The sequence below is a fragment of the Photorhabdus heterorhabditis genome (assembly GCF_018448905.1).
Classification (GTDB): domain Bacteria; phylum Pseudomonadota; class Gammaproteobacteria; order Enterobacterales; family Enterobacteriaceae; genus Photorhabdus; species Photorhabdus heterorhabditis.
In genome coordinates, this window is record NZ_RCWA01000020.1 from 25,094 (window position 1) to 39,470 (window position 14,377).

The 14,377-nt window shown below is 42.7% G+C and carries 15 protein-coding genes and 2 pseudogenes; 9 read left to right on the top strand and 8 right to left on the bottom strand.

Going from position 1 to position 14,377, the window contains the following annotated elements:
* Positions 1–10: 10 nt before the first annotated feature.
* The 4 genes from EAE89_RS13465 to cpxR form a co-directional block, all read right to left on the bottom strand.
* Positions 11–1,060, bottom strand: coding sequence for a Gfo/Idh/MocA family protein (locus EAE89_RS13465; RefSeq protein ID WP_054477586.1), 1,050 nt, complete (start codon positions 1,058–1,060; stop codon positions 11–13).
* Positions 1,061–1,073: 13 nt separating this feature from the next.
* Positions 1,074–2,384, bottom strand: a complete 1,311-nt coding sequence (locus tag EAE89_RS13470; RefSeq protein ID WP_149616328.1) for a nucleotide sugar dehydrogenase — start codon at positions 2,382–2,384, stop codon at positions 1,074–1,076.
* A 401-nt stretch (positions 2,385–2,785) separates the two neighbouring features.
* Complete coding sequence (gene cpxA, locus EAE89_RS13475) at positions 2,786–4,156, bottom strand: envelope stress sensor histidine kinase CpxA (RefSeq protein ID WP_149616327.1); 1,371 nt, start codon at positions 4,154–4,156, stop codon at positions 2,786–2,788.
* A complete protein-coding gene (gene cpxR, locus EAE89_RS13480) occupies positions 4,153–4,848 on the bottom strand; it encodes an envelope stress response regulator transcription factor CpxR (protein ID WP_054477592.1) in 696 nt (231 codons plus the stop codon). The genes cpxA and cpxR overlap by 4 nt, the downstream gene beginning before the upstream one ends.
* A 156-nt stretch (positions 4,849–5,004) precedes the next feature.
* On the opposite strand from cpxR, the gene cpxP reads away from it, so the two are divergent.
* Entirely contained in the window at positions 5,005–5,499 is a 495-nt protein-coding gene (cpxP, locus tag EAE89_RS13485; RefSeq protein WP_054477594.1) for a cell-envelope stress modulator CpxP, read from the top strand.
* Positions 5,500–5,922: 423 nt separating this feature from the next.
* On the opposite strand, the gene EAE89_RS13490 is transcribed toward cpxP, so the two are convergent.
* On the bottom strand, positions 5,923–6,261 hold the full coding sequence (locus EAE89_RS13490; protein ID WP_054477596.1) for a helix-turn-helix domain-containing protein: 339 nt from the start codon (positions 6,259–6,261) through the stop codon (positions 5,923–5,925).
* Positions 6,258–6,617, bottom strand: a complete 360-nt coding sequence (locus EAE89_RS13495) for a type II toxin-antitoxin system RelE/ParE family toxin (protein WP_054477599.1) — start codon at positions 6,615–6,617, stop codon at positions 6,258–6,260. Before EAE89_RS13495 ends, EAE89_RS13490 begins: the two co-directional genes overlap by 4 nt.
* Before the next feature lie 237 nt (positions 6,618–6,854).
* On the opposite strand from EAE89_RS13495, the pseudogene EAE89_RS13500 reads away from it, so the two are divergent.
* Positions 6,855–7,248: pseudogene (locus EAE89_RS13500) on the top strand (phage tail protein); the annotation flags it as partial.
* A gap of 480 nt (positions 7,249–7,728) precedes the next feature.
* Here the strand turns inward: EAE89_RS13500 and EAE89_RS13505 are convergent.
* Together EAE89_RS13505 and EAE89_RS13510 are read right to left on the bottom strand one after the other, a co-directional pair.
* Positions 7,729–8,013 (bottom strand): type II toxin-antitoxin system RelE/ParE family toxin, encoded by a 285-nt coding sequence (locus tag EAE89_RS13505; RefSeq protein WP_054477603.1) that lies wholly within the window; start codon positions 8,011–8,013, stop codon positions 7,729–7,731.
* Positions 8,006–8,248: a type II toxin-antitoxin system ParD family antitoxin gene (locus EAE89_RS13510; RefSeq protein WP_036811444.1), complete on the bottom strand. Its 243-nt coding sequence runs from the start codon at positions 8,246–8,248 to the stop codon at positions 8,006–8,008. Before EAE89_RS13510 ends, EAE89_RS13505 begins: the two co-directional genes overlap by 8 nt.
* 420 nt (positions 8,249–8,668) lie before the next feature.
* Between EAE89_RS13510 and EAE89_RS13520 the strand changes: the two are divergent.
* From EAE89_RS13520 to EAE89_RS13555, 7 genes and pseudogenes are all read left to right on the top strand, one after another.
* Positions 8,669–9,012 (top strand): annotated as a pseudogene (locus tag EAE89_RS13520) (type II toxin-antitoxin system HicB family antitoxin).
* Between the two features lie 37 nt (positions 9,013–9,049).
* A complete protein-coding gene (locus EAE89_RS13530; protein WP_214086052.1) occupies positions 9,050–9,403 on the top strand; it encodes a type II toxin-antitoxin system RelE/ParE family toxin in 354 nt (117 codons plus the stop codon).
* Between the two features lie 170 nt (positions 9,404–9,573).
* Positions 9,574–10,248 carry a CDP-alcohol phosphatidyltransferase family protein gene (locus EAE89_RS13535; protein ID WP_054477609.1) on the top strand — a complete coding sequence of 225 codons (675 nt, stop codon included), beginning with the start codon at positions 9,574–9,576 and terminating at the stop codon, positions 10,246–10,248.
* The gene (locus EAE89_RS13540; RefSeq protein ID WP_054477611.1) at positions 10,241–10,882 is read left to right on the top strand and encodes a lysophospholipid acyltransferase family protein; all 642 of its coding nucleotides are present in this window, start codon (positions 10,241–10,243) and stop codon (positions 10,880–10,882) included. The genes EAE89_RS13535 and EAE89_RS13540 overlap by 8 nt, the downstream gene beginning before the upstream one ends.
* Entirely contained in the window at positions 10,879–11,823 is a 945-nt protein-coding gene (locus EAE89_RS13545) for a phosphatidate cytidylyltransferase (RefSeq protein WP_188093325.1), read from the top strand. The genes EAE89_RS13540 and EAE89_RS13545 overlap by 4 nt, the downstream gene beginning before the upstream one ends.
* 380 nt (positions 11,824–12,203) lie before the next feature.
* On the top strand, positions 12,204–13,175 hold the full coding sequence (pfkA, locus tag EAE89_RS13550) for a 6-phosphofructokinase (protein ID WP_054477617.1): 972 nt from the start codon (positions 12,204–12,206) through the stop codon (positions 13,173–13,175).
* Between the two features lie 183 nt (positions 13,176–13,358).
* Positions 13,359–14,360 (top strand): sulfate ABC transporter substrate-binding protein, encoded by a 1,002-nt coding sequence (locus tag EAE89_RS13555; protein WP_054477620.1) that lies wholly within the window; start codon positions 13,359–13,361, stop codon positions 14,358–14,360.
* Positions 14,361–14,377 lie beyond the last annotated feature (17 nt).

Genomic DNA, 14,377 nt, shown 5'->3' on the forward strand with positions numbered 1-14,377 from the left:
TTCCATGGGGTTAATAGGTTAGAGGCAAAGAAATGGTTTTATTATCTCTGGCCGATAGGTAGGCGGCGATAAGCAGCTCTAAGGATTTTAAGCCTTCCCGGCCATCCGTGATGGGCTGGGCTTCGCCTTTCATGACATCAATGACATTTTTATAGTAGAGGGGATGACCAAAGCCATAAACGGAGGTGGTTTCATAGTTGGCGGTTTTGACGTGTTGGTCATACTCTTTTTCGTCAGCGAAATGCCATTGCTGGATTTCATTGACCGCTAAGCCGCCTACTCTAACGGTGCCTTTTTCCCCCAGAATGGTGATGGAACCTTCGAGATTCTGCGGATAGGTACACATGGTGACCGCCATTGAGCCTAAGGTGCCATCCCGCCAGCGGATATTCAGTACCCCGGTATCTTCCGTTTCGATATCCAGGTGGGTAGATGTCATGGCCTGAACATCTTTGACCGGGCCGATTAACCATTCAATTAAGTCAACATAGTGGCTCGCTTGATTCATGAAAGCGCCACCGTCAAATTCCCAGGTGCCCCGCCAGGCGGCCTGGTCATAATAGGCTTGGGGGCGGGTCCAGAACACATTGAGGTGAACCATATAAATTTTGCCAAAACGTTTTTCACTGACTGCGCGTTTTAATAATTGTAGCGTCGCGTTGAGGCGGTTCTGTTTGACCACAAAGAGGTATTTACCGGCTTTATCGGCGGCCTTAACCATATTTTCACCATCTGCCAGCCGGGTAGCCATCGGTTTTTCGGTGACGACATGAAAGCCTTTATCGAAGCAGGCTATTGCCTGCTCTGGATGGAGGCCGGATGGGGTGGTCAGGATAATGATATCGGCGGTGATAGTCTCCAGCATGGTGTTTAAGTCGCTGAACCCCGGGACACCGGTTTTTTCTACCGCGGCGTTTAATGCGTCTTGATCGTTATCACAGACGGCGACTAATTCGGTCTCTTCTTGATGGATTTCCAGCGCATTGAAATGATTTTTAGCGATCCGTCCACAACCTACTAAAGCAAACCTTATCTTTCTGTCTTTGATGATGTTCAGCATGGTTTATCCTGAGTTAAGCTTTTGTAATGTTTTTATGATTGGGAGAATATTTGCCACGAGTATCAACGACTAATGTGGCGTTATTAATAATTAATTCATAATCAAATTTATCGTGATCAGTGGCTAAAATAACGCAGTCGAAGGTTTGGAGATTATTTTCCGTGATGGGCTGGCTGATTAAATTAAAATGATGTTCCCGCATTTTAGGAAAGGCCGGAACGTGCGGATCTGAATATTCGATATTTGCCCCCAATGCCTGGAATTTTTCCATAATATGTACCGAGGGGCTTTCCCGCATATCATCCACATTCTTTTTATAGGCGATACCGAGGATTAATATACGGCTGCCATTAATGGATTTATTCGCCTTGTTGAGGGCTAATATGGTTTTATTGACCACATAATCGGGCATGGAGGAATTGACTTCACCGGAGAGTTCAATAAAGCGGGTATTGATACCATATTCTCGGGCTTTCCAGGTTAAATAGAAGGGGTCAATCGGAATGCAGTGACCGCCTAATCCCGGGCCGGGGTAATAAGGGACAAAGCCGAAGGGTTTGGTTGCGGCGGCGCGAATCACTTCGTGGATATCAATCCCCATTTTATCGGTAACGAGTTTCATTTCGTTGACTAAGCCGATATTGACCGCCCGGTGTATATTTTCAAGCAGTTTCGTCATCTCGGCGGCTTTAGTTGAACTGACCGGGACAACCTGGTCAATGGCGGGTTGATAAACGGCGATACCGGCTTTTAAGCAGTTTTCCGTGTGGCCGCCAATGACTTTAGGGATAGTTCGGGTTTCGAAATCAGGATTACCGGGGTCTTCCCGTTCGGGAGAATAGACCAGGAAGATATCTTCACCGACGGTTAACCCGTTTTCTTCGACCCGGGGTAATAATTCTTCTTCCGTGGTACCCGGGTAAGTGGTGCTTTCTAAGGAGAGGAGTTGCCCGGCTCTTAAATACGGTTTTACCCGGTTGGTGGTGTTAATGACAAAGCTGATATCGGGTTCGCGGTATTTATTTAGCGGCGTGGGAACGCAAAGAATAATGGCATCACATTCCGCGATTTTGGTGAAGTCCGTAGTGGCTTCAAAACCGGTATTTATCGCTTTACTGATTTTGGATGAGGAAATATGTTCGATATAACTTTGGCCTTGATTTAATTTATCTGTTTTTTCTTTATCAATATCAAAACCAATGACCTTAAAACCGATATCGTTATATCGAAGCATTAACGGTAAGCCAACATAACCCAGGCCAACAATGGCAATAATGGCGGTTTTATTATCAAGTTTCTCGGTGAGAATGTTAAGTGAGGACATATTTTGCCTTTTAAAATGATGATTTAAAAATGAAATCATGAAAATAAGTCACATTTGGTTTTTAATAGAATGTTATCTATTTTCATAAGTTTTATTTGGCAAGTGAAACTTTAACAACCTATTTTAAATAGGTTTTATAAGATATATTATTGGAATAATAAATAATGTAATAACAAAGCTACCGCACTAGGTTATTGGCTCCCAGAATTCCTTGGAATTTTATAATGTTATCTATTATTTTGATTTTTCAATGCTTTTGCCTGCTGTAATGGAAAAGCAGTAAAAATATAAGTGTTTTTAATGAATAAAGGGGAGATTAAACCGTCAGACTCTCTGGGTCAAGCATAATAAAAATTTATCTATTTAATTATTTTGTATAATAAGGCCGGTGAAAATCTGTATCACCGGCCATGAAGTGGTAGCCAAATAACCAAGCGTAAGCCGCCTAGTGGGCTGTCTTCAGCACATACCCAGCCACGATGTTGGCTGACTGCGGTTTCTACAATGGCTAAACCAAGGCCGGTGCCGCCAGATTCTCGGTCGCGGGCTTCGTCTGTGCGGTAGAAAGGACGGAATATATGTTCGCGGTCTTCTGGGGTGACGCCAGGGCCGTCATCGTCAACGGTGATGGTGATCCCTTGATTATCGGTGTGGAAACCCACGGCAATGTGGTGGTGGGAGTAGCGTAAGGCATTGCGTACAATATTTTCAAAAGCACTGCTAAGCGCTGATGGGTTGCAGTAAATAGTCCAGGAACCCGGTGGTGAGGTTGTTTCAAGGATTTTATCCATTTGTTCAGCTTCAAAGCTGGCGTTATCAAGAATATCGTTCCATAACTCTGTCATTTTGATATTTTCTCTCAGCAGCTCATTTTTATGCTGGCTGCGGGAGAGCACTAACAGATCGTTAATCATGCTGTCTAGTCGTTGGGCTTCTGTCTCAATTCTTTCCAATTCTTTACTTTCACCATGACGACGGCGAAGTAATGCTGTTGCAAGTTGTAGGCGGGTGAGGGGCGTGCGTAGTTCATGGGAGATGTCGGAAATGAGTCGTTGCTGTGCGGTGACCATGCGCTCTAATACACTGATCATCTGATTGAAGCTGTTACCTGCGGCCAGAAACTCTTGTGGGCCAGCTTCCAATTCTGGATGCTGGCGTAGATTGCCTTTAGCAACATCGTCTGCGGCATTTTTTAATTTACGGGCCGGTTTAGCCAAACTCCAGGCTAGCCATAATAGGAGTGGCGCACTGATTAGCATAGTGGCAATTAATAGCAATAGTGGTCGGTCAAACATCAGGTTAATAAAGTCTGACTGTGGGCTGTTTGCTGGGCGAACTAAGTAGAGTTGGTAATGATCTTCTCCGTCCCGGATAGAAAATGGCCCTAACATCTCAGAACGGCCATATTTTTTCTTTTTAGGGTGATCTGCATTATCTGATTGTCCGATAAAATTGCGGACAACTTGCATTTCACTTCTCTGGGCACCAATAACCCGTCCTTCACTGGTGACTAATATCAGGCGTTGTCCTGGTGGCGCCCATTTTTCAATTGCGCGAAATAAACGGCGCCACCAGAGTAAATCATTAGCTGGGTCTTGTGCTAATTCTGCTTCAATATGTTGTTCCAGCATAACTCCCTGCCGATATTCATTTTCCAGCAGAGAGGTCAATTGTCTGGAATCCAGTTTTGGTACCATCAATACCAGCATCAGGACTAACGCGAGAGTAAACCAGAAAATTGCGAAGATGCGTGCTGTTAAGCTGTTTATCATGTTGCAGAAACCATTAAATAGCCGCGGCCACGTAAAGTTTTAAACCAAGGCTGACCATCTTCCCGTTCAGGTAATTTACGACGCAGGTTAGAGATATGCATATCAATTGCCCGGTCAAATGGGGTCAGCCGTTTACCTAATACTTCTTGGCTTAGGTGTTCGCGGGAAACAACTTGCCCCAAATGTTGAGCTAATAAATAGAGCAATGTGAATTCAGTACCTGTTAAATCTAATATTTGATTAGCGAAGCTGGCTGCCTGGCGGCCAGGGTTTAATTGTAGGTTATCGACCAGAAGCGTGGGCAGGCCGTTGTCTGTCTGTTGTTGTTCACTCCAATTTGAGCGGCGAAGAATAGCGCGTATACGAGCCACGAGTTCACGATCATTAAATGGCTTGGCAAGATAGTCATCAGCGCCTAATTCCAGTCCCAGAACACGATCCAAATCGCTTCCGCGTGCTGTCAGCATAATTACCGGGGTTTGGTGATGTAGCCGAAGTTCTTTTAATGTTGAAATACCATTCTTACGCGGCATCATAATGTCGAGTAGTAGTAAATCAATCGAGTCGTCAAGGAATTTTAATGCTTGTTCTCCGTCATAAGCGATAACAACGTTAAATCCTTCCATTTCAAGTAATTCTTTTAATAGTGATGTCAGTTCACGGTCATCATCAACTAATAGGATTTTATGCATCGATTACTTCCTCCAGGAACAAAAATACGATAACAAACTTTGTTATTCCACGACTTTACGTTCTTTTACAAGCTCTGACGCTAGTTTGCAGCCGCACAGGTATAGTTGTCTACATTGAATCGAATAGCATCGTTCGGGGAAACGAGGAGTTGTTTAATGCGTAACATAGCAGCGTTGGTTCTTGCGTCAATATTTGTTGTTAGCTCGGTAGCATCTTTAGCTGAAACAGCAAATACAGCTCACGCTGCTACAGTACCTGATATTTGTGCGTCGTGTGGTTATAAGAGTGGTGAAGCTCATCATTATCGTAATAATAATGAAACCAGTGACAATGATCATATGTTCAATGGTATCACTTTAACCGAGCAGCAGCGCCAGCAAATGCGTGATTTGATGGTGCAAAAACATCAGCAGCGCTCATTGATGTTGATTAATCGCGCAGAACGTGAAGAGATGCGCAAATTAGTAACGGCGAAGGATTTTGATGAAGCGGCAGTAAAGGCTCAAGCTGAAAAGATGGCTAGATATAGTGTTGAACGTCAGGTGGAAATGGCCCGTATCCATCATCAGATGTATCAACTGTTGACTCCTAAGCAGCAAGCACAATTAGAGCAACACCATCGGCAGCGTATGTCTCAGTTACCGAACTGATTTTGTAGTATCCATAGCATAGTAGTAAGTTAGTAGTAAACGAGAATTTTTCCTTGCCATAGACACCATCCCTGTCTTTCAGGCCCTTTTTAGGGCCTTTTTTTTCAGTCACTTACAACACATTTCTTTGTAAAACAACAACATAAAAAAGTATGAAGGGGTTAGAAAGTATACGAAAGTTTTTGAGTGTGGACGCTTGCCACAATATCAGATGCGCCTTCCAGAAAAATTTCGCGAGCAATTAGAAGAGCAAGCGTGTAGAGACGGTGATTTTTCTCTTGTAACATGGATCAAGCGGATTTTGCGTAAAGAACTACGGGAACGAGGTATTGAACCGAAAGGTTGAATCTTGTGAAATGCCAAGAAGCACCCATTCTAGGTGCCTCTTGTTTTGAATTGCTCTAACACCTTTATATGTGGGTCTTAGCCTACCGTAATCTGAACAGGTTTTCCTATACGGGTTAACATATTAACCAATGCGTCAATGGTGAATTTACTTACCTTTTTATTCACAACATCAGATACTCTTGGACGAGAAATGTGCAACACCGTTGCTACTTCAGCTTGTTTCATTTTTTTATCTGCAATCCATAAAGTAATTTCTTCCATTAGCTGTTCTTTGATTTGCAATGTGTTTTCTATTTCTCGTAAAGAGGTTGCATGAAGTTGCTGAGCCTCTTGCTCAGTAAAACCTAACTCAGAAAATATATTATGTCCGGCTGGAGTTACCCTACGAATTTCAGTGTCAATTTTAGTGGTCATTTGATATTTCTCCGTTGCTGGATAACTGCGTTGTATCGTACTTTAGCGATATCCTTATCATGTTTATTCGTTTGTTGAGTTTTTTTCTGAAAACTATGCAATACATAAATAACTTCATCGAATTTAGCAACATACATAATACGATAAATACCTGTATTGTCTCTTAGCCGTATTTCTTTTACGCCAGAACCGATGTCAGAAAAGGGTTTCCAATCTTCAGGATCTATTCCATGCTGTATTCTATGAAGCTGATAGCCTGCGTCTTTACGTGCATCTGTAGGGAAGGCTAACAAATCTTCATAAGAAGAGCCAATCCAGGCAATTTCTTTCTCTGTACCGCTCCTGATTTTCGTCATAGTTTTCCCTTCCTTACCTGATTGTATAAAATTTTATACAATTCTGTGCAAAGTTACAAGAATTGTCGCTTCATTTATCGTGCGCGGCATGAGTCTTTTGATTACTCAAGGATGAACATCTCTAATACTCTTTTTATATCCTCCACTTTGTGCTATCCCTGATACTTACCCAATCAACTGAATTTTATTGTCACAGTGATCACCATAGCGAAATCATCATTACGGGAGTCTTTCGCTATGGCACAAGATTATCATCATGGTGTCCGCGTGCAGGAAATCAACGAGGGTACGCGCACTATTACCACTGTCAGCACCGCTATTGTCGTGCTAGTCTGCACAGCGGATGATGTTTGACACCAAAACTTTTCCCTTAAACACGCTAGTCTTGTTAACCGACGTTCTGACTGCCAATAGTAAGGCCGGCAAAACGGGCACATTGTTCCATGCTCTGCGAGCGATTGCCGACCAGTCCAAACCCGTGACTGTTGTTGTGCGTGTGGCTCAGGGGAAAACTGAAGCAGAAACCACGTCGAATATCATTGGCGGCGTTACCGACGAGGGCAAAAAAACGGGAATGCAGGCGCTGCTTGCGGCACAAGGTCAGCTTGGCATCAGACCGCGTATTTTGGGTGCTTGAGCACGTTATTTTAGCTATGAACGATTTCAGCAATATTTGACATGTGAAGATGTTGAAAAGAGACAACGTGCAATAATCAAAATCATCGGCGCATCAAATCTTATTGGTAAATCTGAAAGTTGACTTTTGGATTCTATCAACTAGAGTACGATTATTCCCCATGAGGGCTTTGTTAAAAAATTTCTCCCGCAAAGGGCTTATAACCCCTCATACATAGTATGAGGGGGTTTCAGACCGCTGACAAACTTCGTTGAAAATAACGGGGTTTGTTTCCTTCATTATGAATCATAATGTCTCCATTTTCCTCATTAACCCGGTCTAATCCCCCGCTAAGGCGTTATTTTCACTTCTCCCGTAATAAAATGCTTGTTCTCCAGAAATAAAAACAACAAAGCATTGCGATCAGCAATGGCAGCTCGCAGGACGAGACAGCTATGCTGGCTTGATGCACAGCACAACATAGCACCCGCCCGCTCAAAGAAGATGACGGGGGTGATTCATCTGTTGATGAAGGATACGCGCAATCAGAATATCGGTATCCCGGATAGTATAGAAAACCGTGTGACGGTGAAACTCAACCCGCATGACACTTGGGACAGATGGGTATTCCCTCCCTATATGTGGCATTTCAGCTAGTGTGTCAAAAAATGCTTCCAGTGCCTCCGTATAATGGTCAGCCTGAACTTCACCGAATTGCAAAAGTGTATAATCATAAATCCCAGCAAAATCTTCAGCAGCCTGATCCGTGAGCTTATACATTATGTCTGTGTTTCCGTTGTTCCGCTATATCCCGTAGGGTCAGCGAGCTTTCCCCACTTTCCAAGCCAGCAATAACCGCTTTGCGTACAATCTCATCGTAAGCTTCTTGTTGCTCCAGCAAACGCAGCGCCGAACGCATAACTTCACTGGCATTTCCATAACGGCCACTTTCAATCATATGCTGTACGAACCTGTCAAGTTGTTCGCCCATACTGACAGTAGTAATTTTTCTCATATTTCACCGATGTATTAATAGTTAATACATCAAGTGTACAGCAAATGAGGCTGCATTACCAATGTCCTGAAGCCCCGAAAAAAATCGGGGCTTATGTCGATGTGGTCAAGGTGTGGACACTTACTTAAATAAATCATTTTATTACAATGTGTTATGTTTGAAAAACAAACGCCATCCCTGTCTTTCAGGCCCTTTTTAGGGCCTTTTTTTTCGGTCATTTACAATGCATTTCTTTGTAAAACAACAATATAAAAAAGTATGAAGGGGTTGGAAAGTATACGAACGGCAACGGATCACGCCGGAAGTTTATCCTCATGGACTCAGTCTATCAGACTCCTCAACCTCATCCTGGTAACGTAATGGATAAAGGCGCAGTAAATGGCCTTCGTGAGTGGTTCGAAAATGTAATAGGAGTCGAACATGATTAAAAGCAACAACATTATGACTATCGACGGTCATCCCGCTTCTGTTACCTACGAAGCAGAAATTAGGGCCTTTCGCGGCAAGTTTCTGGATGTCACCGGATATTGTGATTTCGTATCAAACAGTATTGACGGGCTTGAAAAAGAGGGACAAATCTCACTGGCTGAATATATAGAAACGTGCGAGGAAGAGGGAATTAACCCATTCAAGGAAGAGGACAGGATAAAATCTTTTACTCTTCGTTATCCTGGCTGGAAGCTCGTTTGACTGCGGCGACAATATCACTCGCAGTCTCAAAGAACCAGTTCATAGTTCAGCTGCTTGAGCGGGAACTTCAATAAAATAGATAACGCCGGACAGTAACAAAACGTGTTTTTAGTGATACGTATTTCATGGGAAGAAATCGCCCAAACTGACCGGGAGCAAATTTATCTCTACTTCTTTGAACGGGCTGGGCTGTTATTGGCTGATACAATGGATACAAAATTTTCGGAGATGGCTGAACTTCTGAAAGTTAGCCCATACGCAGGCATAAAGGCTCGTAACAGCCCTGATGAACGTTATAGAAAACTCGTTGTCCCTCATTTTCCTTTCATCATGCTCTACCGTTACGATGAGGATATAGAAAATATAAAAATTCTCAGAATATTGCACATCTCATTAAGCCCCTCGGCATGCGAAGGACTTTTCTTGTATATCGATGTGGTCACAGTGTGGATATTTTTGTTTTAAAATCCTTTTGTTACAATTCGTTATGTTTGGAAAACAAACACCATTCCTGTCTTTTTCCCGCCTTCTGGTGGATTTTTTTTAATTGTTGTTATTCTGACCAATCCTGTTTATCTTACTTCATTTAACTTAAGTTGATTTAATTATTCATGGTTCTCAGGAAGGGAAATAGTATGTCTGGTAACGAGATAAAAGATCGACGTCCGATCAAAACGCGCAATTCAGTATGGGCTGGGAAAGCGGCTAAGTGGCTGCAATATCACGGGGTGACACCAAATAGCATATCTATTGCTAGTGTTGTTTTTGCTGCATTAGCTGGATTGTGTTTCGCGGCCTGTTTTAAGGACCAACCTTTCTGGTTAACTTCAGTATTATTGGTTATTGGGGCTTTATTTATTCAGACTAGGTTAGTGTGTAATTTATTGGATGGAATGGTGGCTGTTGAAGGTGGTTTGAGAACATCTGCCGGCACTGTTTTTAATGATCTTCCAGATCGTATCGCTGATTCTTTTATTTTGATTGGATTGGGATATGGTTTAACTCTTTTCCCATTTGCAATTTCCCTTGGCTGTATTGCGGCATTATTGGCCGTTTTGACCGCTTATATTCGCTTATTAGGTGGTACTTGTGGTTTGCCTCAGCGTTTTCTTGGCCCAATGGCGAAACAGCATCGTATGGCATTAATTACTGTTGGTTCAATTATCGCGGCTTTTTTACCTCAGTTATGGGGCCAGTATCTTTTGTTTGTGGTATTAGTCGCTATCACCTTGGGTTGTCTCTGGACATGTATTCGTCGAACTAGAGTCATATTAAATGAATTGCAAGAGAAGGATGCTTGTAATGAATAAATCCCAAGAAGTGACACTGGTAAGTAAAGGCATGGGTTCTTTTCTGTCCGGGCTTTGCCGTTTGTTAACCGGTGTGAGAATTCGTTGGATTGGATGTAAGCCATCAGTGGCTTCCCGAATTTATTATGCTAATCATACCAGTCATCTGGATGGGTTAGTTATCTGGGCTGGGTTTCCTCGGGCATTACGTTATCGGGTGCATCCGGTTGCTGCTCGTGATTATTGGAGTAAAACTCGTCTGCGCAGGTATTTTATCAATAAAGTTTTTCGGGCTGTGCTTATTGATCGTAGAGGAGAGGATTGTTTAAAGGGAAATACTCTTACGCCAATGGAGGATGTATTAAAACGAGGGGAGTCTTTAATTTTGTTCCCAGAAGGGACACGAGGAAATGGGGAACAAATTAATAAGTTTAAAGGCGGTCTATATTATTTAGCGAAGAAATATCCTGATGTTGAGCTTATTCCTGTTTATCTGGAAAATTTAAACAGGGTTTTGCCAAAAGGTTCGGCACTTGTTGTTCCTGTTATTTGTTCGGCAACATTTGGTCAGCCTTTGGAGAAATTAGGCGAAAAAGAGGAGAAAGCTGATTTTCTCCAGCGGGCTCGTCTGGCATTGGAGGTGTTAATATTATGACTATGCTTAATAATAAACTACTCCTGTTGCTGGGTGGTATGTTCGTGCCGTTAATTATTGCCAGTATTGTTGGCGCAATACTATCTTTCAAATATTCAAAGGATAACAGTAATGCGACAATCGATAATCTGAATGCCCGCATCCGCGGCTGGTGGGGGATGTGTGTTGTTTGTTTGTTATCAGTGATTATTGGGCCAATCGGTTCAGTTTTATTATTTGCAAGTATGTCATTTTTCGCTTTACGGGAATTTTTTACTCTGACACCAACACGACGAAGTGATCATGAAGCCATGTTTTGGTGTTTTTTTATTTTTATGCCATTGCAATATATTGCCGTTGGTATTCAGTGGTATGGTGTGTTTTCTATTTTTATTCCTGTTTATGTTGTCCTGTTTTTACCTGCCCGTATTGCATTGGCTGGTGATACGACTAATTTTCTAGAGCGGACGGCTAAAATACAGTGGGGGATGTTAGTTGCTGTATTCTGTATTAGCCATGCACCTGCGTTATTGATGTTGAATATTCCTGGTTATGAAGGGGAAAATGTTGAATTACTTCTGTTTTTGATGATTGTGGTGCAGATGTCGGATGTTTTGCAGTACGTGTTTGGTAAATTATTTGGCAAACATCCTATTGTGCCTAAATTGAGTCCTAATAAGACAGTTGAAGGTTTTGTCGGCGGCATTTTGGCGTCAGTTTTATTAGGAATGTCGCTTTATTGGGTTACGCCATTTTCTCCGTGGGAGGCAGGTTTGATGTCGTTAGCGATTACGCTGATGGGCTTTATTGGTGGCTTGTGTATGTCGGCGATAAAACGCGATAGTGGCATTAAAGATTTTGGTGAAATGATTGAAGGTCACGGCGGCATGTTAGACCGAATCGATTCTTTGTGTTTTGCTGCCCCAGTATTTTTTCATCTGACACGTTATTTTTATACATAGTGGAGTGGAAAGATACCAACGTAATGAATGAGGGTTATAGGTGTGAGCACTGTGGCGTTGGTTGTTGCAGTGCTGGTTTCTGTTTTGTTGGTGACTTGTGACAATTTGCTGATAAGGTGTATTTTTGCTGAGTGTGTGAAATGTGGGGCGGTAATTAAATTATTTTCAGTTAAGTTGATCTCAAAAAGGGACTCATTGTTAATGCAGACTTGGTTTTTTACCGTATTATATGTACGGTTGAATCAATTCAGCATGATTGCCTCAGTGCGCTAGGCAATGACAGGTTAAAAAGGCAGATTTCTGTTTCAGGCAAAGTGATAGCATACGAAATCCGCTGTTAGCGGGTTTGCAAATATTACATCTACAAGTCAGAGGTCATCATGGTCAATGAGATCAAAAGAATCGGTGTCTTAACGAGTGGCGGTGATGCGCCGGGTATGAATGCGGCTATTCGCGGTGTGGTTCGTGCAGGATTAACCGAAGGGTTAGAAGTTTTCGGTATTTATGATGGTTATCTTGGCTTGTATAAGAACCGCATGAAGAAACTCGACCGTTTCAGCGTATCCGATATGATTAATCGTGGTGGTACTTTCCTAGGCTCAGCTCGTTTCCCTGAGTTTAGAGATGAGAAGGTGCGAGCTATCGCTATTGAAAATATGAGAAAGAATGGTCTCGATGCGCTGGTCGTCATTGGTGGTGATGGTTCTTATCTTGGGGCGAAGAAGCTGACAGAAGCGGGTTTCCCATGTATTGGTCTGCCAGGGACTATTGATAATGATGTGGCGGGTACAGATTATACTATCGGCTATTTCACTGCGCTGGAAACGGTTGTTGAAGCCATTGACCGGCTACGTGATACTTCGACTTCCCATAAACGTATTTCCATTGTTGAAGTGATGGGGCGTTATTGTGGTGATTTGACTTTGTCTGCCGCGATTGCGGGGGGATGTGAGTTTATCGTGTTGCCCGAAGTTTCATTTAGCCGTGATGAACTGGTTGCTGAAATTAAAGCAGGTATCGATAAAGGTAAACGCCATGCGATCGTTGCGATTACTGAACACGTTTGTGATGTGTATGAACTTGCGAGGCATATTGAAAAAGAGACTCAGCATGAAACTCGTGCAACAGTCTTAGGCCATATTCAGCGTGGTGGTTCCCCGGTTGCTTATGATCGTATTCTGGCTTCTCGCATGGGAGCATATTCTATTCAATTGCTGCTGGAAGGTTATGGTGGTCGTTGTGTTGGTATCCAGAACGAGAAACTTGTTCACCATGACATCATTGATGCAGTGCAGAATATGAAACGTGTGTTTAAACAGGATTGGCTGGAAACCGCGAAAAAACTGTATTAATTATTCCCTGTTGCCTGTAAATGCAGGAAAATTTGTATCTGTTGCAGCCTCGTTGGAGGCTGTAATTTTTCCTCAGTATATTCCTCTGGCGTATAAGTGAATGCTTTTAATTATTTCTGAGAGATAACGCTTTCTGTCAGCCTTGAATTTCATAATAGTTAAAACCGTTTGGGAGAAATCCAGATGAAAGTCAGATGGCATGTGGGATTGGCGTTACTTTTTGTTGCTAGTAGCAGCCTGTGGGCAAAAGATATTCAGCTTCTTAATGTTTCCTATGATCCAACCAGAGAGTTTTATCAGCAATATAATCAGGAATTTAGTCATTATTGGCAGCAGAAGACTGGGGATAAAGTGATAATTCGGCAATCTCATGGCGGTTCCGGTAAGCAGGCAACTTCTGTGATCAATGGTCTTGATGCGGATGTTGTGACGCTGGCTTTGGCCTATGATGTGGATGCGATTGCCGAGCGCGGTCGGATAGATAAAGCATGGATTAAGCGGTTGCGAGATAACTCAGCACCTTATACTTCAACTATTGTTTTTCTGGTGCGGAAAGGCAATCCTAAACAGATTAAAGACTGGTCAGATTTAATTCGTACAGGTGTATCTGTTGTGACACCCAATCCAAAAACATCAGGTGGAGCGCGCTGGAACTATCTGGCTGCATGGGGTTATGGGTTGGCTCATAACAATCAGGATCAGAATAAAGCGAAAGCGTTTGTGAAAGCACTTTACCACAATGTTGAAGTGTTAGATTCAGGTGCAAGGGGAGCGACCAATACTTTTGTCGAACGTGGCCTTGGTGATGTATTAATTGCCTGGGAGAATGAGGCGTTATTGGTTATTAATGAGCTTGATAAAGACAAATTCGAAATTGTGACGCCAAGTTCTTCAATTCTTGCTGAGCCAACAGTTTCTGTTGTTGATAAAGTGGTTGATAAACGTGGTAGTCGTGATCTGGCAACGGAATATCTACAATACCTTTACTCTCCTGCTGGGCAAGAGATAGCCGCTAAAAACTATTATCGTCCACGTGATAAAGCGGTTGCCGATAAATACCGGTCTGTTTTTCCTGAATTGGAATTATTTACTGTCGACGAAGTATTTGGTGGTTGGGGAAAAGCTCAGAAGGTACATTTTGTGACAGGCGGTGTGTTTGATGAGATTATTCAGCGCCAGAGATAAATAGCCGCCGTAGTTAT